Here is an 18,333-nt window from a genome sequence, read left to right as displayed (position 1 = left end):
CGCAGGAGGACTCATGCAGCTTCGCACCGGCATCGGAGCGGACGCCGTCCGCGGGGCGCGCCGTGCCTGAGCGCTCCTTCGTCCTGCACACTCCCCCGGACGACGGGATGACCGCGATCCACGAGGCGCTCGACGAGCTCTGGACCGAGAGCCCCGGGCTGGGCTCGTGGGACCGCATGTCCTTCACCACGGCCCTCGTCGAGGTGACCTCCAACGTCGTCCAGCACGCGCGCTCCTCCCGGCCCGTCGTCTGCCGCGTCGGGATCCGCGTCGACGACCTCGAGATGCGCGCCGTTCTGAGCGACTCGGGCGAGGCGGCCGACATCGACGTCGCCGAGCGCCGCGAGATGCCCGACGAGTGGGAGGAGGCCGGACGCGGCATCCCGTTCATCCAGGCCCTCGTGACCAGCTTCGACCACCGGCGCGTCGACGGGCAGAACGTCTGGACGATCGTGCGCGAGCGCAAGCGCTCCTGAGCACTCCCCCACGGGGCGCAGGGGGCGACGTCCAGAACCGTGTGCCAGCGTAGAGGCGCCGCGCCCGGAACCGGAGCAGCGGGACCCCTGCGGAAGGAACTCGTCCATGCCTGGTGCCCTCGTCCTCGCCGGAGGCGGACTGGCCGGTATCGCCTGGGAGCTCGGCGTCGTGCGCGGCATCGCCGACGCGTCCCCCGAGGCGGCCCGGCTCCTGCTCGACCCCTCGACCACGTTCCTCGGCACGTCGGCGGGATCCGCGGTCGCGGCCCAGCTGAGCACCTCCGTCGGACTCGACGAGGCCTACGCCTCGCAGCTGCGCGAGGAGTCGGCCGAGATCGGCGCCGTCATCGACACCGAGGCGCTGCAGGCGAGCTTCGCCGCCGCGATCGAGGGCGCGACCTCGCCCGAGGACGCTCGTCGTCGCATCGGCGTGCTCGCCCTGTCGACGCCGACCCTGCCGGAGGAGTCGCGCCGCGACGTCATCGCCGCTCGCGTCGCCGACGCGGACTGGCCCGATCGGCGCCTCCTGATCACCGCGGTCGACACCGCCACCGGCGCCCTCGTCGTCTTCGACCGCACGAGCGGCGTCCCGCTGGTCGACGCCATCGCCGCCAGCTGCGCGGTCCCGGGCGTCTGGCCGCCCGTCACGATCGACGGCGTGCGCTACATGGACGGGGGCGTGCGCTCGGGGAGCAACGCCGACCTGGCCGCGGGCGCCGACTGGGTCCTCGTCGTCACTCCGCTGCCCGGCATCGGCGCGCCCGGAGCGGGCACGCTGCCGACGGCCGAGCTGGACGCCCTCTCGTCCTCGCGGGTCGAGGTCGTCTACGCCGACGAAGCGTCGATCCGCGCCTTCGGACCCAACTCGCTCGACCCCGCCGTGCGTGCCGCCTCGGCCGAGGCCGGTCGCGCCCAGGGCGCTCGGATCGCGAGCAGGATCGCGGAGCTCGTCGGCGCCTGACCCCGCCTCAGCGCACGACCCCGTAGCGGAGGAAGAGCGTCCCGTCGCTGAAGCGCCGCTGCTCGCGCAGCTCCAGCGCGGCCCGGAATCCCGGCGGCAGGAACGGCGTGCCGCCGCCGACCACGACCGGCACCACGTACCAGCGGATCTCGTCCACGATGCCCGCGCGCAGAGCCTGACCGGCGAGGTCGGCCCCTCCGATCGAGGCGTCGTGATCGAGCGCGTCGACCTGCTCGCGCACCACGCTGCTGTCGAAGCGTCGCTCGAGCCGGGTGCGCTCGGTCCGGACGTCGTCGAGGGTCCGCGAGTACACGACCTTGTCCGCCGCCCGCCACATCTCCTGGAAGTCGCGGATGAAGGCGAACTGCTCGGCGAGAGCGAATCCGGGCCCCCAGGGGCTCATGGTCTCGTACATCCGCCGGCCGTAGAGGTAGGTGCGCACCTCCGCCTCGGTCTCGTTGATGAAGCGGTGCACCTCGGGTCGCGGCTCCGCCCAGGTGAAGCCGCCGGCCTCGTCCCGGGTGTAGCCGTCGATCGAGGCGAAGCCGCTGTAGACGAGCGCGCCCACGTCGGCCTCCTCCGCGGGCGGCTTCGGGTTCCGCCCACCAGCGCAGGGTAGAGGCGAGAGCGCTCTCATGCAAGAACGGCCGGAGGGATCGGCGGCGATGGACGGGTCGGCTCCTCCTCCCCGACCGCGTAGGGTTCAGGAGGCCGTGCCCGCGGCCGCGAAGGGTTCCGGATGAAGATCAGCCAGCTGCGCCACTTCGTGGCGGTCGCCGAGGAGCTGCACTTCGTGCGCGCTGCCGAGAAGCTCGGCATCTCGCGGAAGAAGCTCGACTCCTCCGTCGCCGCCGTCGAGTTCGACCTCGGGCGTCCGCTCTTCGAGCCCGGCGCGTCCCGCACCGTGCTCACCGCGGCCGGCCGCGAACGGCTCGCCTCCGCCCGCGCGGAGCTCGCGGCCCTCGGCGACGAGCCCGAGGCGGCGGCTCCCGCCGGCGGCAAGGCGAAGGCCTCGAAGGGAACCGGCCGCGCCCCGATCGTCAAGGGCCAGCCCAAGCCCTACAAGCGCCGCCAGACCCGCTGAGGCCGGAGCCGCCGAGTGCGGATCCGCCGAGCGCGATCCCGAGGTGGGCCCTACCGGGCTCGAACCGATGACATCCACGGTGTAAACGTGGCGCTCTACCAACTGAGCTAAAGGCCCCCGTCGCGGCCAGGCCGCGAACGAGCGTCCCCATCGTACGGCACGGTCCCCCGCGGCCCCGGCCGCTCGGCGCCGCTAGCCTCGGCACATGACCGACGCACCCGGCGACCGGGCGAGGCGGCGCGCCGAGAGCCGCTGGCCCGCCTCCGCCGCGATCCTCGTCGCCGTCGCTCTCAACGTCCTGGGCCACGACGACCGCACGTCGGCGGTCAGGCTGGCCGCGGCGGCGCTCACCCTCGTCCTCCTCGTGCCGCTGTTCGTCGTCAACCCGCGCCGCCTCGACAGCGGGACGAAGTGGTCGCGGGCCGTCTCGATCTCGCTGGCCGTCGTCCTCGCGGTCGCCAACCAGGTGAGCGTCGTCGCCCTCATCACGGCGCTCGTCGACGGGTCCACGGACGGGCCGCTCCTCCTGCTGACCGCCCTGCAGGTCTGGGTGACGAACGTGGTCGCGTACGCGCTGCTCTACTGGGAGCTGGACCGCGGCGGCCCCGTCGCCCGCGGCACGCTCCCCCGGGCCGAGCTGCCCGCCGCCGATTTCGCGTTCCCGCAGGACGGCTACCGCGACACGGTGCAGGAGGTCTCGGCGACCTCCTCCGAGCGCGCCGACTGGCGGCCCGGCTTCGTCGACTACCTCTACGTCTCGACGACGAACACCACGGCGTTCAGCCCGACCGACACCATGCCGCTCTCGAGTCGGGCGAAGCTCCTGATGGCCGTCGAGGGCGTCACCGGATTCGTCCTGCTCGCCCTGGTCATCGCCCGCGCGGTCGACATCCTGAACTGACCCGCTACCCGATCACTCGGGCTGCGCCTGGGCGGGATGCCACTCCGGTGCACGGCACGCCGCAGGAGCCGTACCGGAGCGGCATCTCGCGGAGAGCGTCAGGCGTGCGCCGGCTGCAGGGCCTCGATGGCGGCGCGGTACGCGTCGATCGAGCGCGCCTCGCCGGGCTCGGTGATGAAGGTGTCGCGGATGACGCCCTCCCGATCGATGAGGAACGTCGCGCGCGTCGCGTAGCCCTTGCTCTCGACGAAGACGCCGTACTGCTTCGCCACGTCGCCGTGCGGCCAGAAGTCCGAGAGCAGCGTGAAGTCGTAGCCCTGCTTCTCGCCCCAGGCGCGCAGCGTGTGCTTGGAGTCGACGGAGATGCCGATCACCTCGACGTCCGCGTGCTCGAAGAGCGAGAGGTTCTCGCGCAGAGCGCAGAACTCCCCCGTGCAGGTGCCCGAGAAGGCGAGGGGGAAGAAGACGAGGGCGACGTTGCGCCGCCCGTGGAAGTCGCCGAGCTGGATCCGCTCGCCGTACTGGTTGGCGAGTTCGAAGTCGGGAGCGAGCGTCAGCTTCTCGAGAGCCATCGGTCCGATGTCCTTCCGTGCGCACGAGATTCGCGCGAGCACGAGGGGCAATGCTAGACCCGCTTCGGGCCCCCACCAAGGGGGATCGTCGAACCGGGGATCGGAGCCGACTCGCCCGATGGCCGCGAAGGGCCCTCCGGATGGTGCTACCCCACAGACCGCTGAACGCTTCCGTCGTGGATCGCCACAGTAGGCGGGAATCGCTAGGCTTGCCCAGGTGCCTGCGCGCAGCTCGTCATCCGTAGCCCCCGCGCGTGGATCCGCACCGCTTCATGAGAATGATGTCTCGGGCACGATCTGCCCCCAGAGAGAGGTCGAGGGTGACTGTTAACGATCAGGACCCGTATTCCGTCGGTCACGTGGACTCGGACCCCGAGGAAACGTCGGAGTGGAACGAGTCGCTGGACGCGCTCGTGCAGGAGCGGGGTGCGGGTCGCGGACGCGACGTCATGCTCAGCCTCCTCAAGCACTCCAAGGAGCTGCACCTCGGCGTGCCGATGGTGCCGACCACGGACTACATCAACACCATCGCGCCCGAGAACGAGCCCGAGTTCCCCGGTGACGAGGACGTCGAGCGCCGCTACCGCGCGTGGATCCGCTGGAACGCCGCGATCCTCGTGCACCGCGCGCAGCGTCCCGGCATCGGCGTCGGCGGCCACATCTCGACGTACGCGTCGAGCGCGTCGCTGTACGAGGTCGGCTTCAACCACTTCTTCCGCGGCCAGGACCACCCCGGCGGAGGCGACCAGGTCTTCATCCAGGGTCACGCCTCGCCCGGTCCCTACGCCCGCGCCTACCTCGAGGGACGCCTGACCGAGCACCAGCTCGACGGCTTCCGTCAGGAGCGCTCGCACAGCGGCGGAGGGCTCTCGAGCTACCCGCACCCGCGCCTCATGCCGGAGTTCTGGCAGTTCCCGACCGTGTCGATGGGCCTCGGGCCGATCAACGCGATCTACCAGGCGCAGGCGAACAAGTACCTCACCAACCGCGGCATCAAGGACGCGTCCGACCAGCAGGTCTGGGCCTTCCTCGGCGACGGCGAGATGGACGAGGTCGAGTCGCGCGGTCAGCTCCAGGTGGCCGCGAACGACGGCCTCGACAACCTGAACTTCATCGTCAACTGCAACCTCCAGCGCCTCGACGGACCCGTCCGCGGCAACGGCAAGATCGTGCAGGAGCTCGAGTCGTACTTCCGCGGTGCCGGCTGGAACGTCATCAAGCTGATCTGGGGCCGCGAGTGGGACGACCTGCTCGCCCGCGACACCGAGGGCGCGCTGCTCGACCTGATGAACAAGACGCCCGACGGCGACTTCCAGACCTACAAGACGGAGGACGGCGCCTACGTCCGCGAGAACTTCTTCGGCCGCGACGAGCGCGCCAAGAAGCTGGTCGAGGACTACTCCGACGAGCAGATCTGGGGTCTTCGCCGCGGTGGCCACGACTACCGCAAGATCTACGCGGCCATGAAGGCCGCGACGGAGCACAAGGGCCAGCCCACCGTCATCCTCGCCCACACCATCAAGGGCTACGGTCTCGGCCGCAGCTTCGAGGGCCGCAACGCGACCCACCAGATGAAGAAGATGACGCTGGACAACCTGAAGGGCTTCCGCGACACCATGCGGATCCCGATCACGGACGCCCAGCTCGAGGAGAACCCCTACCTCCCGCCGTACTACCACCCCGGTCAGAACGACGAGGCGATCGAGTACCTGCAGGAGCGCCGCCGCGCGCTCGGCGGCTACCTCCCCGAGCGCCGCTCGAAGTACACGCAGCTCAACCTCCCGGACGACTCCGCGTACAAGATCGGCAAGAAGGGCTCCGGGACGCAGGAGATCGCCACCACGATGGCGTTCGTCCGCATCCTGAAGGACATCCTCCGCTCCAAGGACTTCGGCAACCGCGTCGTCCCGATCATCCCGGACGAGGCCCGCACCTTCGGCATGGACGCGTTCTTCCCGAACGCGAAGATCTACAACCCCCGCGGGCAGCACTACACCTCGGTCGACCGCGAGCTGCTGCTGGCGTACAAGGAGAGCCCCCAGGGGCAGATCCTGCACGTCGGCATCAACGAGGCGGGCGCTGGCGGCGTTCACCGCGGTGGGCACCTCCTACTCGACGCAGGGCGAGCCGCTCATCCCGGTCTACGTCTTCTACTCGATGTTCGGGTTCCAGCGCACCGGCGACGCGATCTGGGCGGCGGGCGACATGATGGCCCGCGGCTTCATGATCGGAGCGACCGCCGGACGCACCACGCTGACCGGCGAGGGCCTGCAGCACGCGGACGGGCACTCCCCGATCCTCGCGGCGACCAACCCGGCCGTCGTCAGCTACGACCCGGCGTACGGCTACGAGATCGCGCACATCGTGCAGTCCGGTCTCCAGCGGATGTACGGCGGCGAGCACTCCGATCCGAACGTCATGTACTACCTCACGGTGTACAACGAGCCGATCGTGCAGCCCGCCGAGCCCGAGGACGTGGATGTGGACGGCATCGTCCGCGGCATCCACCGCGTCTCCTGGGGCCAGTGGGACGGACCCAAGGCGCAGCTGCTGGCCAGCGGCGTCGCGGTGCCGTGGGCGATCGAGGCGCAGAAGCTCCTCGCGGAGGACTGGGGCGTCTCGGCCGACGTCTGGTCGGTCACCTCGTGGAACGAGCTGCGCCGCGACGGCATGAAGGCCGAGCAGCACAACTTCCTCCACCCCGAGGACGCTCAGCAGGTGCCGTACGTCACCGAGAAGCTCGCCGACGCGAAGGGCCCCTTCGTCGCCGTCTCCGACTTCTCGCACCAGGTGCCCGACCAGCTGCGCCAGTTCATCCCGGGCGACTTCGCGACGCTCGGAGCGGACGACTTCGGCTTCTCGGACACCCGCGCCGCCGCTCGTCGCCACTTCAAGATCGACGGCCCGTCCGTCGTGGTGCGCACGCTGCAGCTGCTCGCCAAGCGCGGCGAGGTCGACCCCTCGCTGTCGGTCCAGGCGATCGAGAAGTACCGGCTGCACGACGTGAACGCCGGCACCACCGGCAACGCGGGCGGCGAGAGCTGACGGACAAGTCGGTGCTCTCCCCCGACGCGTCGTCGTCGACCACGCGAGGGTCTGCTGCCGCAGCCCCGGCCTCACGGCCGGGTGCTGCGCGCACCAAGGAGCAGACCCTCGCGTGGCTGCGCACCATCGCCGGTGAACTCGCGACGCAGACCATCAAGCGCCTGGACGACACGCTCCCCTGGTACGGAGCGATGCCGCCGGGTCGGCGCTCGGCCGTCGGCCTGGTCGCCCAGGCCGGCATCACGTCGTTCATCTCGTGGTTCGACGATCCGCAGGCGACCCCGTGGATCGCGGCGGACGTGTTCGGAGCCGCTCCCCGGGAGCTGCTCCGCTCGGTGTCGCTGACCCAGACGCTGCAGTTGATCAAGGTCACCGTCGAGGTGGTCGAGGACCGGGTCCGCAACGGCAGCGAGGACCTCCGCGAGGCGATCCTCCTCTACTCCCGCGAGGTGGCGTTCGCGGCGGCCGACGTCTACGCGCGCGCCGCCGAGGCCCGCGGCCTCTGGGATGCGCGCCTCGAGGCCCTCGTGGTCGACTCGATCCTGACCGGCGAGGCCGACGACGAGCTGCCCAGCCGCATCGCCGCCCTCGGCTGGCACGGGCACGGCGAGGTCGCGGTCCTGGTCGGCACGGCGCCGAAGATGCTCGACGTCGACCAGCTGCGGCGGACCGCCCGGCACATGGACGCCGACGTGCTCATCGGCGTCCAGGGCAGCCGCCTCGTCCTGGTGATCGGCCGCGCCGAGCCGAGCGAGAACGCGACGGAGGAGACGGGTCCGCCGGTCGCGTTCCTCGAGATCGCGGAGGCGCTCGAGCCCGGGTTCGGCACCGGCCACCTGGTGCTGGGCCACGAGGTCCCGACACTCGTCGAGGCCTCCCGCAGCGCCCGGGCCGCTCTGGCCGGCTTCGCCGTCGCCCGCTCCTGGCGGAACGCGCCGCGACCGGTCAGTGCCGACGACCTCCTGCCCGAGCGCGCGCTCGCCGGCGATCCGCTCGCCCGGCAGAGCCTCATCACCCAGATCTACAAGCCCCTGCAGAAGCACTCGACCGAGCTGCTCACCACGCTGTGGGCCTACCTCGACAACGGGCGCTCGCTCGAGGCGACCGCCCGCGAGCTGTTCGTGCACCCCAACACGGTCCGCTACCGGCTGAAGCGCGTCGCCGAGGTGATCGGCTGGGACGCGACGGGGGCCAGGGAGGCGCTCATCCTCCAGTCGGCGCTCATCCTCGGCTCGATGAGCGACCCCGACGGAGCCGTCCGGCGCCGTCCCGCGCGCAGCTGACGCCGACTCCTTGTAGACCCGCCACAAGCTCTTTGTGGTTTCTCCGTACGAACAAGTGGCGCCCACGGTGGCGCGGATCGGAAGACTGGACACGTGATCGTCGTCGTCGCCCCGGGTCAGGGCTCCCAGACCCCCGGATTCCTCGCGCCCTGGTTGGCCGTTCCGTCCGTCGCCGAGCAGGTGGCGGCCCACTCCGACGCCGTCGGCATCGACCTCGCGGCGCACGGCACCGAGTCGGATGCGGACACCATCCGCGACACCGCGGTCGCCCAGCCGCTGATCGTCTCCGCCGGACTCGTCAGCCTCGCCGCCCTCCTCGAGGGCGGACGCCGCGATCGGATCGCCGGCATCGCCGGGCACTCGGTGGGCGAGATCACCGCGGCCGCCGGAGCGGGAGTCCTCTCCGAGGCCGACGCCCTCGTCTTCGTCCGCGAGCGCGCCCGCGCCATGGCCGCGGCGGCCGCCGCCGAGCCGACCGCGATGAGCGCCGTCCTCGGTGGCGACGAGCAGGCGCTCCTCGCCCGCCTGGACGAGCTCGGCCTCGAGCCGGCCAACTACAACGGCGGCGGGCAGATCGTGGTCGCGGGAGCCGTCGACGCCCTGCAGGCGCTCAAGGACGAGCCGGTCGCCGGCACCCGCGTCATCCCGCTCCAGGTCGCCGGAGCCTTCCACACCCGCTACATGGCGCCCGCCCGCGACTCGCTCGCCGAGGTGGCCGCCGGCCTCACCCCGTCCGACCCGACCCTGCGCCTGTGGACCAACCGCGACGGCTCGGTCGTCGAGTCCGGCCCGGCCTTCCTGGACCTCCTCGTGGGCCAGGTCGCCTCGCCGGTGCGCTGGGACCTCTGCATGGCCGCGTTCGCCGAGGCGGGAGTCACCGGCCTCATCGAGCTCGCCCCCGCCGGCGCCCTCGTCGGCCTCGCCAAGCGCGGCCTCAAGGGCCTGCCGACCCTCGCGGTCAAGACCCCCGACGACCTCGACGCCGCCCGCGCCTTCATCGACGAGCACGCCGCCTAGCAGGAGAGACCCATGACGACCCCTTCCCTCACCCAGTCCAGCGGTACCGCCTACACCCGGATCCTCGGCATCGGAGCGGCGCGCGGCGACCGCGTCGTGCCGAACGACGACCTGATCGAGCCGATCAACTCCTCCGACGAGTGGATCCGCCAGCGCACCGGCATCATCGAGCGCCGCCGCGCCTCGGCCGACGTCCAGGCGGTCGACCTCGCGACCACCGCCTCCCTCGAGGCGATCGAGAAGGCCGGCATCCGTCCCGACCAGATCGGCGTCGTCCTCGTCTCGACCATCAGCAACACGGTGCAGACCCCGTCGCTCGCGGCCCTCCTGGCCGACCGCATCGGCGCCAACCCGGCCCCGGCCTACGACATCTCGGCCGCCTGCGCCGGATACACGTACGGCATCGCGCAGGCCGACTCGTTCATCCGCTCCGGCCTCGCCGAGTACGTGCTCGTCGTCGGCGCCGAGAAGCTCTCGGACCTGGTCAGCCCCACCGACCGCAGCATCTCGTTCCTCCTGGGCGACGGCGCCGGCGCGGCGGTCGTCGGGCCGAGCGACTCGGCTGGCATCTCGAAGACGGTCTGGGGCTCGGACGGCTCCCGCTGGGACACCGTCGGCATGGACAACCCGATGCTCGCCTACCGCGAGGGGCGCGCCGAATGGCCCACCCTCCGCCAGGACGGCCCCTCCGTCTTCCGCTGGGCCGTCTGGGACATGGCGAAGATCGCGAAGCAGGCGCTGGCGGAGGCGGGCGTCGAGCCCTCCGACCTCGCCGCGTTCATCCCGCACCAGGCGAACATGCGCATCATCGACGAGTTCGCGAAGCAGCTCAAGCTGCCCGACACCGTCACGATCGCCCGCGACATCGAGACGACCGGCAACACCTCCGCCGCCTCCATCCCGCTGGCGACCCACCGCCTGCTCGAGGAGCACCCCGAGCTCAGCGGCGGACTCGCCCTGCAGATCGGGTTCGGCGCCGGACTCGTCTTCGGCGCGCAGGTCGTGGTGCTCCCTTAGGGGGCACCACCCCACCCCTAAACTGACTCACGGTCACTCGACGACAACCCGAACCGAACCCCTCAAGGAGAGCACCATGGCACTGTCCACCGAAGAAGTCCTCGCCGGCCTGGCCGAGCTGGTCAACGACGAGACCGGCATCGCGACCGATTCCGTCGAGATGGACAAGTCGTTCACCGACGACCTCGACATCGACTCCATCTCGATGATGACCATCGTCGTCAACGCCGAGGAGAAGTTCGACGTGAAGATCCCGGACGACGAGGTCAAGAACCTCAAGACGGTCGGCGACGCGGTCACCTTCATCGTCAAGGCGTCCGAGTAGCACTTCCGCGCCCCTGAGGCGGACACCCCGGCCCGGCTCCCGCCCGGCCGGGGTGCGCCCGCACCCACCCCGTCACGGAACAGAGAACGTCGTCATGAGCACCAAGAAAATCGTCGTCACCGGCCTCGGAGCCACCACGCCCCTCGGCGGGACCGCCCGGGACTCGTGGAACGCCCTGCTCGCAGGGGAGTCCGGCATCAGCACCATCGAGGCCGAGTGGGTCGCGAAGCACGAGCTGCCCGTGACGTTCGCCGGCCAGGCCAAGGTCCGTCCCGAGGACGTCCTGCCCCGTGCCGAGTTCAAGCGGCTCGATCCCTCCGCCCGTTTCGCCGTGATCTCGGCTCGCGAGGCCTGGGCCGACGCGGGCATCACCGACATCGACCCGCTGCGCGTGGGCGTCGACTACTCCACCGGCATCGGCGGACTCTGGACGCTGCTCGACGCGTGGGACACGTTGCGCGAGCGCGGACCCCGCCGCGTCCTGCCCATGACCATCCCGATGCTCATGCCCAACGCCGCCGCCGCCGCGATCAGCATGTCCATCCCCTCCCGCGCCTACGCCCGCACCGACGTCTCGGCCTGCGCCTCGAGCACCGAAGCTCTCGCGAACGCCTACGAGCACCTCCAGCGCGGTCTCGCCGACGTCGTCATCGCCGGCGGCACGGAGTCGGTCATCCACCCGCTCCCCCTCGCCGCCTTCGCCGCCATGCAGGCCCTCTCGCGCCGCAACGACGACCCGGCCACCGCCTCCCGCCCCTACGACGTGAGCCGCGACGGCTTCGTCATGGGCGAGGGAGCCGCCTCGCTCGTCCTCGAGACCGAGGAGCACGCCCTCGCCCGCGCGCCCGCATCTACGCCGAGCTCGCCGGCGGCGCCGTCACCAGCGACTCGTACCACATCACCGCCCCCGACCCCGAGGGCTCCGCCGCCGCCCGCGCGATGATCGCCGCCCTCGAGCAGGCCGGCGCCGCGCCCACCGACGTCGTCCACGTCAACGCCCACGCGACCAGCACCCCGGTCGGCGACATCGCCGAGTACCGCGCCCTGGCCCGCGTGTTCGGCGACCACCTGCCCAGCATCGCCGTCTCGGCGACGAAGGCGGCCACCGGCCACCTCCTCGGCGGCACCGGCGCCCTCGAGGCGATCTTCACCGTGCTCGCCCTCCACGAGCGCACCGCCCCGCCGACGATCAACCTCACCGAGCAGGACCCCCAGATCCCCCTCGACGTCGTCACCAGCCCCCGCGCCCTCGGCGACGGCCCGCTCGTCGCCCTCTCGAACTCCTTCGGGTTCGGGGGGCACAATGCTGTGGCCGCGTTCCGGTCGGTCTGACGGGGCTTCGCCCAGTAGACCGAGCGGAACGCGGGCTTCGTTGCGCCGAGCGCAACGAAGGCGCGTCCGCTCCCTAGGGGGCTGAGTTCCCGAGGGCCGGTGCGGTGCGGCGACGGAGATCCGCTGGGACGCGGATCTCCGGATGCGCCTCGCGGCGCTCGGGTGGGGTGCGCGCTGCCCTCCGGGCATCGGCGCTCAGCTCACCCTGCCGGGCATCGATACACGGCTCGCCCTGCCGGGCATCGGCGCGGAGCTCGCCCTTCCGGGCATCGACAAACGGCTCGCCCTATCGGGCATCGACACACGGCTCGCCCTCTCGGGCATCGGCGCACAGTTCACCCTGCCGGGCACTAACACACGGCTCGCCCTGCCGGGCAGCGGCACACAGTCCACCCTGCCGGGCATCGATACACGGCTCGCCCTGCCGGGCATCGGCGCGGTACTCGCCCATCCGGGCATCGGCGGTCAGCTCGCCCGATCGGGCATCGGGCACCGCGCGCTCGCCCTGCCGGACATCGACGCGAAGCACTTCCGTCGGGCTTCCGCAGCAGGGGTCGCCGAGAGGGAATCGACGCACTGCTCGCCGTACCGGGCACCAGCACCCGTCGCTGGAACCCGCGGACCGCACCTCGGGCTCGCAGAACCGCGTTGGGCGCACGAGAATCACGGTATCTGACGAGCCCGACCCGATCCCACGAGCCGAAACCGCGGGAAGGATGCCCTCGGGCGCCTCCGACCGGCACTGTCCCTTCCGTCGAGCCGATCACCCGGTACGGACTCGTCTCCTTCCCCGCGACGCGCAGCGGCGTCCCGACCTCCTGACGTCGTCTCCGACCCGCAGAACCACACTCGGCTCGCGAAATCAGACGATCCGGCGAGCCCAGCCGCTTCCCACGAGCCGAAGGTGCGGCGCCTGAGCCGGACTCCACCGGTCGAAGGTCCCGAGCTCGCCCCCGTCACCCGATCGCCGAGCCCCGCAAGGCGCATCCGCCGAATCGCGTGCCAGCGATTCGGCGTCGCCGATCGCAACCCGCTCTTCGGAACGCGACCAGCTCGCGAAGCCGACCGCGCGACGCCGCGCGAGGAGCGGCGTCGACGATGCACGGAGTCGGCGTCAGCCGACTCCGTGCATCCAGATGACCGGCGCGAAGTCGCTCGCGTACCGGAACGGCTCGAGTTCGTCCTCCCAGGCCTGGCCGAGGGCGAGGCGGAGTTCGCGGTGGAGCTCGATGGGGTCGCGCCGGCGGTCTCCATCGCGGCGCGGACGCGGTCCTCGGGGACGACGGTGTTGCCGACGCTGTCGGTCTGGGCGAAGAAGATCCCGAGGCCGGGGGTGTGCATCCAGCGGCCGCCGTCGACACCGGGGGACGGCTCCTCGGTGACCTCGTAGCGGACGTCCTCCCAGCCGCGCAGAGCGGAGGCGATGCTCGCGCCGGTGCCGGGGGGTCCCTCCCAGGCGAACTCGGCGCGCTGCGTGCCCCGCAGGACCGGCTGGTCGATCCACTCGAAGTTCACGGCACGACCGAGAGCGCGCCCGGCTCCCCACTCGAGGTGGGGGCAGAGCGCGCGAGGGGCGGAGTGCACGAAGAGCACACCCCGAGTCTGCTGCGCCACCATGCTGTCCTCCGTTCGTCCCGGTGCGTCTTCCCCAACGACCCGGACCACGTACGACTAGCGGTGCATTCTTCGATTGTGCGGTGGACGAGCCACCACGTCAGAGTATGCATCAGCCGTCCCGCGCCGACAAGGCGGCTCGCCGCGCCCGCCCGGGGTGCGCTCGGATCCCCTGCCTATACTCGGGACGTCCGGTGCCTGCTCCTGCTCGGGCACGTTCGAGAGGAGTCCCGTGTCGGTCCGCGACGGTCTCCTGGCGCTCCTCACCCTCGGTCCCGCCTACGGGCTGCAGCTGCACTCCGAGCTGCTGGATCGCGCCGCGCACCGCCGCCGCGTGAACGTGGGGCAGATCTACTCGACGCTCGAGCGCCTGCGCGAGCGCGGTCTCGTCCTCCCGGCCGGAGCGACGGAGGACGGACTCCCCCTGCACGCCCTGACCGAGGACGGCCGGGCGGAGGCGTCGGCCTGGCTGCACGGCGACGGCGCCTCGGCGCGGGAGGACTGGGACGACGTCCTCGACCGCATCCTGCTCGCGTCGACCCTCGAGGAGGCCGACCTCGACGCGGTCCTGGCCGCCTACTCGGTCGCGCTCCCGGCGGAGGAGGATCCCGTCGACGACCATCCGCAGCGCCGTCTCGCCGCCCGCGCCGTCCGCGTCCGCGACGACGCCCTGCGGAGCCTGCTCGACGCGGCCCGCGAGGAGCTGTCCGGGGCCGGTGCGGAGGCGGGCGTCCGCGGCTTCACCCTCGAGCGTCCGCGCCGGGGCCGGAGAGCGGTGTCCCGGGACGAGACAGGCGAAGGGGCCGTCGCTTAGGCTGGAGCGCATGTCCCGCTCCCCGTTCGGCCTCCGCGTCGCCTCGCGCGCGCGTCGACGCCTGATCGCGGCGGGCACCGGCACTCTCCTCGTCCTGTGCGCCTCCCTCGCCTCACCGCTGACCGCCTCCGCCGCGTACGACCCCGCCGACTACCCGTCGTGGTCCGACGTCGAGGCCGCGAAGGACAGCGAGGGCGCGACGGCGGCCGAGGTCGACAGGATCACGGCCTTCCTGGCCGATCTCCGCGACCAGGCCGCCGAGCTCACCGACGTCGCCATCGCCCGCGCGTCCGAGGCGGACGCCGCTCGCACCGCGCTCGACGAGGCGGGCCAGCGGGTCACCGCTCTCGAGAGCCGAGCCGATGCCGCACGTTCCGCCGCCGATGCCGCGAAGGAGCAGGCCGGCCGGCTGGCCGCCCAGCTCTACCGCACCGGCGGCACCGACGCCACGCTGAACCTCCTCGTCGGCGGCCAGGAGTCGGACGAGCTGCTGTACCGCATCGGCACGATGAGCCAGCTGACGCTCCAGACGAGCACCCTGCAGACCGCGGCCGAGACGAGCGAGAACGAGGCCGGCGCTCTCGCCGCCCAGGCCGAGAAGGCCCGCTCCGAGCGGGTCGCCCTCGCCGATGCGGCCGGTCGGGCCCTCGACGAGGCCGAGGCGGCGCAGTCGGCGGCCGACGCGAAGGTGGCCGAGCAGGAGGAGTACAGCTCGACGCTCTACGCCCAGCTCGCCGAGCTCAAGAACACGACCGCGGCACTCGAGGAGCAGTACGCGACCGGGCAGCAGGAGAAGGCGGTCTTCGAGGACCAGCAGCGCCGCGCCAGGGAGGCCGCCCAGCAGGAGGCGACGCGCACTGCGCCGGCCGCCGGCTCGCGCCCCGTGGCCGCCGCACCCGCCCCCGCCGCTCCCGGTGGTGGGCCGCTGCAGCTCGGGAACGACGATCCGACCGGAGCGCGCAACAGCTCCCCCGAGACCATCGCGGCCCTCAGCACCTACGCCGGCCGCACCGACGGCATGTCGCCCTCGCAGGCGCAGGCGTACGCGCGGACGGTCCTCGGGAACTACGGCTGGGGCCAGGACCAGATGGACTCCTGCCTAGTCCCGCTCTGGAACGGCGAGTCCGGCTGGCGCTGGAACGCCCTGAACCGCTCCTCCGGTGCCTACGGGATCCCGCAGGCACTGCCTGCGAGCAAGATGGCCTCCTCCGGATCGGACTACCAGACCAACGCGGCGACGCAGGTGGACTGGGGCCTCTCGTACATCAGGAGCTCGTACGGATCGCCCTGCAACGCCTGGGCGAAGTGGAACTCCCGCACGCCGCACTGGTACTGAGCCCGCGCCTCACTTCGCCTCGTCGTAGGCGTCGACCACGGCCACGGTCACGGGGAAGTCGATGTCGGCCCCGCCGAACAGGGCCCGGCCCGCACGGGCGGCCGACTCCCGGACGATCGCGGCGACCTGCTCGGCGACGTCCGCCGGAGCGTGCACGATCACCTCGTCGTGCAGGAAGTACACGAGGTGCGCCCGGTCCAGGCCCGGGCCGCCGTCCCGCAGTCGGGCGCGCAGATCGCCCATCCAGCAGAGCGCCCACTCCGCCGCCGTGCCCTGCACGACGAAGTTCCGGGTGAAGCGGCCCCAGTCCCGGGCCCGTTGCGCACTGCGCGCGTCGGGGCTCTCGTCGTTCGCTCCCACGGCTCCCGGCGGGGAGCTGCGGCCGAGCCAGGTCGAGACGCTCTCGCCCCTCTCCCCCGCGCGCGCCGCGGCCTCGACGTGCGCGACGGAGCGCGGATAGGCGCGGGTCAGCCGAGGCAGGAGGCTCCCCGCCTCCCCGCTGGTCGCGCCGTACATCGCGCCGAGCATCGCGACCTTGGCCCGGGGACGGTCGGGGACGACTCCGGCGTCGACGATGCCCTGGTAGAGGTCGCGTCCGCGCCCTGCGGCGGCCATGGCGGAGTCGCCCGCCAGCGCCGCGAGGATCCGCGGCTCCAGCTGCGCGGCGTCGGCCACGACGAGCTTCCAACCGTCGTCGGCGACCACGGCCGCGCGGATCTGCCGCGGGAGCTGCAGTGCGCCCCCGCCCGAGGTCGCCCAGCGGCCGGTGACCACCCCTCCCACCACGTACTCCGGCCGGAACCGGCCGCCGTGCACCCAGGCGTCGAGCCACGCCCAGCCGTTCGCGGTCAGCAGCCGCGACAGCTTCTTGTACTCCAGGAGCGGCGGGATCACCGGGTGCTCGATCGACTGGAGCTCCCACGACCGGGTCGACTCGACGGCCAGACCGGCGCGACGGAGCGAGCGGATGAGGTCGGCGGGCGAGTCGGGGTTGAGCTCGGGGGCCGCCAGAGCCTCGCGGATGCGATCGGCCAGCGCCTCGAGGCGGGCGGGACGACCGCCGAACACGGGCCGCGGACCGAGCGCCTCGGTCAGCACGCGGTCGTGCACGTCGGCGCGCCAGGGCAGGCCCGCGGCGGCGATCTCGCGCGCGATGAGCGCGCCGACCGACTCCGCCGCGAGGAGCAGGCGCAGACGGCCGGGCTGCGAGGAGGCCGTGACCGCCTCCTCCTGGCGGGCGAGCTCGACGACGGGGTCGAGCTCGGCGGGGTCGGAGTCGGCCTCCTCGAAGCCCACGAGCGTGTCGGTGGCGGCGGGCGCGACGGCGCCCGAGTCCCACGCGTCCCGAGGAGCCCGGGCGAGCTCCGAGCCGCCTGCGGCGACGGAGCGGCGGAGGATCGCGCGGCCCAGCCGCAGATCGTGGCACCGCGACACGCGGACGTCGGCGTCGAGCAGCGCGGGGTACCAGCGCGAGGTGTCGTCCCACACCCAGCGCGGGCGCGGGACTCGTTCGCCCGGACGAAGCGGGCGAGGTCCGCGGCGCCGCGCCCGCTCCCCTCGGGAGACGACTCCCCCGTCTCCGCGACGGAGACGGCCCACCAGGCACCCGAGGGGGAACCGGCGAGGACGAGGAGCATCCGTCCATTCTCCTCCGGAGAGCGGACGCCCCCGGCGCCGGAAGTGCTCATCGCGGATGCTGCGAGGCCGGGTAGCCGGGGAACGGCTTCTCCTGCGCGGTCGGCGGCTGACGCTCCCAGAGCGCCTTCGCGATGGTCTCCATGTCGCGGGAGTAGCCGACGAGCGTCCGCTTCTCGGGCTCGGCCGCCCAGGTCACCGCGCGGAACCACGTCTCGCGGTACGGGCCCGTCTCGATCCGGCGCACGAGTCCGATGCGACCGGTGCGCACGGCGTCGACCATGACCCACTCGTCCGGGCCGCTGCTGCGCAGCATCTGCAGCGGACTCCACTCGATCATCGCGCCTCCCGCCGTTCGCTCGTGGCCGTGGCGGGCATCTGCGCCGCGGCGTACACTCGCAGACTATCGAACACATGTTCGAACGGCCAACCGGCACCGGAGCATCCGGGCGGGTCGCCGACGAGGAGGAACGGGGCGCGAGGATGGCGGTGATCGACGAGACGGCGCTGGTCTCGACCGACGGCGAGGGCGTGCCTGTCGCGCTCGACTGGCGGGGCGGGCGCTACCGCGTGACCGACCGGCCGACGGTCTGGACCTGCACGAGCGCCTGGTGGGCGCCGCTCGAGGGCTTCCGGCCCACGTTCGGCAGGCCCCCCGTGAGCATCGGCGGCTGGCGGTTCCAGGCCACGCACGTCGAGACGGGCGGGTCGTTCGTCCTCGACGTCATCGCGTCGACGGAGCCGAGCTGGAGCGTCGTGCGGGTCTACGAGTGAGGCGCGACGGCGCCGGTGCTAGCGAGGCGCGACGGCGCCGGTGCTACTTGTCGGCCGACCAGGGCGCCACGGTCATGGCGATCAGGGCGGCGGTGCCCGAGACGAGGCCGGCGGCGGTGATACCTGCGATGACGAGCCAGAGCACGA

Annotated in this window: 16 protein-coding genes, 1 tRNA gene and 3 pseudogenes; 14 read left to right on the top strand and 6 right to left on the bottom strand. The window is 72.3% G+C overall.

Annotated elements, in window-relative coordinates:
- Window positions 1-62: 62 nt before the first annotated feature.
- Together B0T42_RS07735 and B0T42_RS07730 are read left to right on the top strand one after the other, a co-directional pair.
- The gene (locus tag B0T42_RS07735; RefSeq protein ID WP_077222646.1) at window positions 63-476 is read left to right on the top strand and encodes an ATP-binding protein; all 414 of its coding nucleotides are present in this window, start codon (window positions 63-65) and stop codon (window positions 474-476) included.
- A gap of 106 nt (window positions 477-582) precedes the next feature.
- Window positions 583-1,437, top strand: coding sequence for a patatin-like phospholipase family protein (locus B0T42_RS07730; protein WP_077222645.1), 855 nt, complete (start codon window positions 583-585; stop codon window positions 1,435-1,437).
- Between the two features lie 7 nt (window positions 1,438-1,444).
- Here the strand turns inward: B0T42_RS07730 and B0T42_RS07725 are convergent, their stop codons facing one another.
- Window positions 1,445-2,005, bottom strand: a complete 561-nt coding sequence (locus B0T42_RS07725) for a dihydrofolate reductase family protein (RefSeq protein ID WP_077222644.1) — start codon at window positions 2,003-2,005, stop codon at window positions 1,445-1,447.
- 171 nt (window positions 2,006-2,176) lie between these two features.
- Between B0T42_RS07725 and B0T42_RS07720 the strand changes: the two genes are divergently transcribed.
- Entirely contained in the window at window positions 2,177-2,521 is a 345-nt protein-coding gene (locus B0T42_RS07720; RefSeq protein ID WP_077222643.1) for a helix-turn-helix domain-containing protein, read from the top strand.
- A 44-nt stretch (window positions 2,522-2,565) separates the two neighbouring features.
- Here the strand turns inward: B0T42_RS07720 and B0T42_RS07715 are convergent.
- Window positions 2,566-2,638: transfer RNA gene (locus B0T42_RS07715), tRNA-Val, on the bottom strand.
- A gap of 88 nt (window positions 2,639-2,726) precedes the next feature.
- Here B0T42_RS07715 and B0T42_RS07710 point away from each other — a divergent pair.
- The gene (locus tag B0T42_RS07710) at window positions 2,727-3,422 is read left to right on the top strand and encodes a DUF1345 domain-containing protein (RefSeq protein WP_077222642.1); all 696 of its coding nucleotides are present in this window, start codon (window positions 2,727-2,729) and stop codon (window positions 3,420-3,422) included.
- A 98-nt stretch (window positions 3,423-3,520) separates the two neighbouring features.
- Here B0T42_RS07710 and B0T42_RS07705 read toward each other — a convergent pair whose 3' ends face one another.
- Window positions 3,521-3,994, bottom strand: a complete 474-nt coding sequence (locus B0T42_RS07705; protein ID WP_077222641.1) for a peroxiredoxin — start codon at window positions 3,992-3,994, stop codon at window positions 3,521-3,523.
- A gap of 320 nt (window positions 3,995-4,314) precedes the next feature.
- Between B0T42_RS07705 and aceE the strand changes: the two are divergent.
- From aceE to B0T42_RS07670, 7 genes and pseudogenes are all read left to right on the top strand, one after another.
- Window positions 4,315-7,039 (top strand): annotated as a pseudogene (aceE, locus tag B0T42_RS07700) (pyruvate dehydrogenase (acetyl-transferring), homodimeric type).
- Window positions 7,040-7,050: 11 nt separating this feature from the next.
- Window positions 7,051-8,322, top strand: a complete 1,272-nt coding sequence (locus tag B0T42_RS07695; protein ID WP_077222640.1) for a PucR family transcriptional regulator — start codon at window positions 7,051-7,053, stop codon at window positions 8,320-8,322.
- A 93-nt stretch (window positions 8,323-8,415) separates the two neighbouring features.
- Entirely contained in the window at window positions 8,416-9,339 is a 924-nt protein-coding gene (locus B0T42_RS07690) for an ACP S-malonyltransferase (RefSeq protein WP_077222639.1), read from the top strand.
- 12 nt (window positions 9,340-9,351) lie between these two features.
- A complete protein-coding gene (locus tag B0T42_RS07685; protein ID WP_077222638.1) occupies window positions 9,352-10,356 on the top strand; it encodes a beta-ketoacyl-ACP synthase III in 1,005 nt (334 codons plus the stop codon).
- A 76-nt stretch (window positions 10,357-10,432) separates the two neighbouring features.
- Complete coding sequence (locus B0T42_RS07680; protein WP_055792757.1) at window positions 10,433-10,681, top strand: acyl carrier protein; 249 nt, start codon at window positions 10,433-10,435, stop codon at window positions 10,679-10,681.
- Window positions 10,682-10,775: 94 nt separating this feature from the next.
- Window positions 10,776-12,013: pseudogene (locus tag B0T42_RS07675) on the top strand (beta-ketoacyl-[acyl-carrier-protein] synthase family protein).
- A gap of 142 nt (window positions 12,014-12,155) precedes the next feature.
- Window positions 12,156-12,689, top strand: a complete 534-nt coding sequence (locus tag B0T42_RS07670; RefSeq protein WP_077222637.1) for a hypothetical protein — start codon at window positions 12,156-12,158, stop codon at window positions 12,687-12,689.
- A gap of 438 nt (window positions 12,690-13,127) precedes the next feature.
- On the opposite strand, the pseudogene B0T42_RS07665 reads toward B0T42_RS07670, so the two are convergent.
- Window positions 13,128-13,630, bottom strand: a pseudogene (locus B0T42_RS07665) (DUF3145 domain-containing protein).
- A 229-nt stretch (window positions 13,631-13,859) separates the two neighbouring features.
- Between B0T42_RS07665 and B0T42_RS07660 the strand changes: the two are divergent.
- Together B0T42_RS07660 and B0T42_RS07655 are read left to right on the top strand one after the other, a co-directional pair.
- A complete protein-coding gene (locus tag B0T42_RS07660; RefSeq protein ID WP_158078070.1) occupies window positions 13,860-14,441 on the top strand; it encodes a PadR family transcriptional regulator in 582 nt (193 codons plus the stop codon).
- 10 nt (window positions 14,442-14,451) lie between these two features.
- Complete coding sequence (locus B0T42_RS07655) at window positions 14,452-15,777, top strand: coiled-coil domain-containing protein (RefSeq protein ID WP_077222635.1); 1,326 nt, start codon at window positions 14,452-14,454, stop codon at window positions 15,775-15,777.
- A 9-nt stretch (window positions 15,778-15,786) separates the two neighbouring features.
- On the opposite strand, the gene B0T42_RS07650 is transcribed toward B0T42_RS07655, so the two are convergent.
- Window positions 15,787-17,379, bottom strand: coding sequence for a bifunctional 3'-5' exonuclease/DNA polymerase (locus tag B0T42_RS07650; RefSeq protein WP_077222634.1), 1,593 nt, complete (start codon window positions 17,377-17,379; stop codon window positions 15,787-15,789).
- An 82-nt stretch (window positions 17,380-17,461) separates the two neighbouring features.
- Window positions 17,462-17,752 (bottom strand): hypothetical protein, encoded by a 291-nt coding sequence (locus tag B0T42_RS07645; protein ID WP_077222633.1) that lies wholly within the window; start codon window positions 17,750-17,752, stop codon window positions 17,462-17,464.
- A 74-nt stretch (window positions 17,753-17,826) separates the two neighbouring features.
- Between B0T42_RS07645 and B0T42_RS07640 the strand changes: the two genes are divergently transcribed.
- A complete protein-coding gene (locus tag B0T42_RS07640) occupies window positions 17,827-18,186 on the top strand; it encodes a hypothetical protein (RefSeq protein WP_236720176.1) in 360 nt (119 codons plus the stop codon).
- The last annotated feature ends 147 nt before the right edge of the window (window positions 18,187-18,333 follow it).

The sequence above is a fragment of the Rathayibacter rhapontici genome (assembly GCF_001995175.1).
Classification (GTDB): domain Bacteria; phylum Actinomycetota; class Actinomycetes; order Actinomycetales; family Microbacteriaceae; genus Rathayibacter.
The sequence above is the reverse complement of the archived record's forward strand: the minus strand, read 5'-3'. Positions and strand labels throughout refer to the sequence as shown.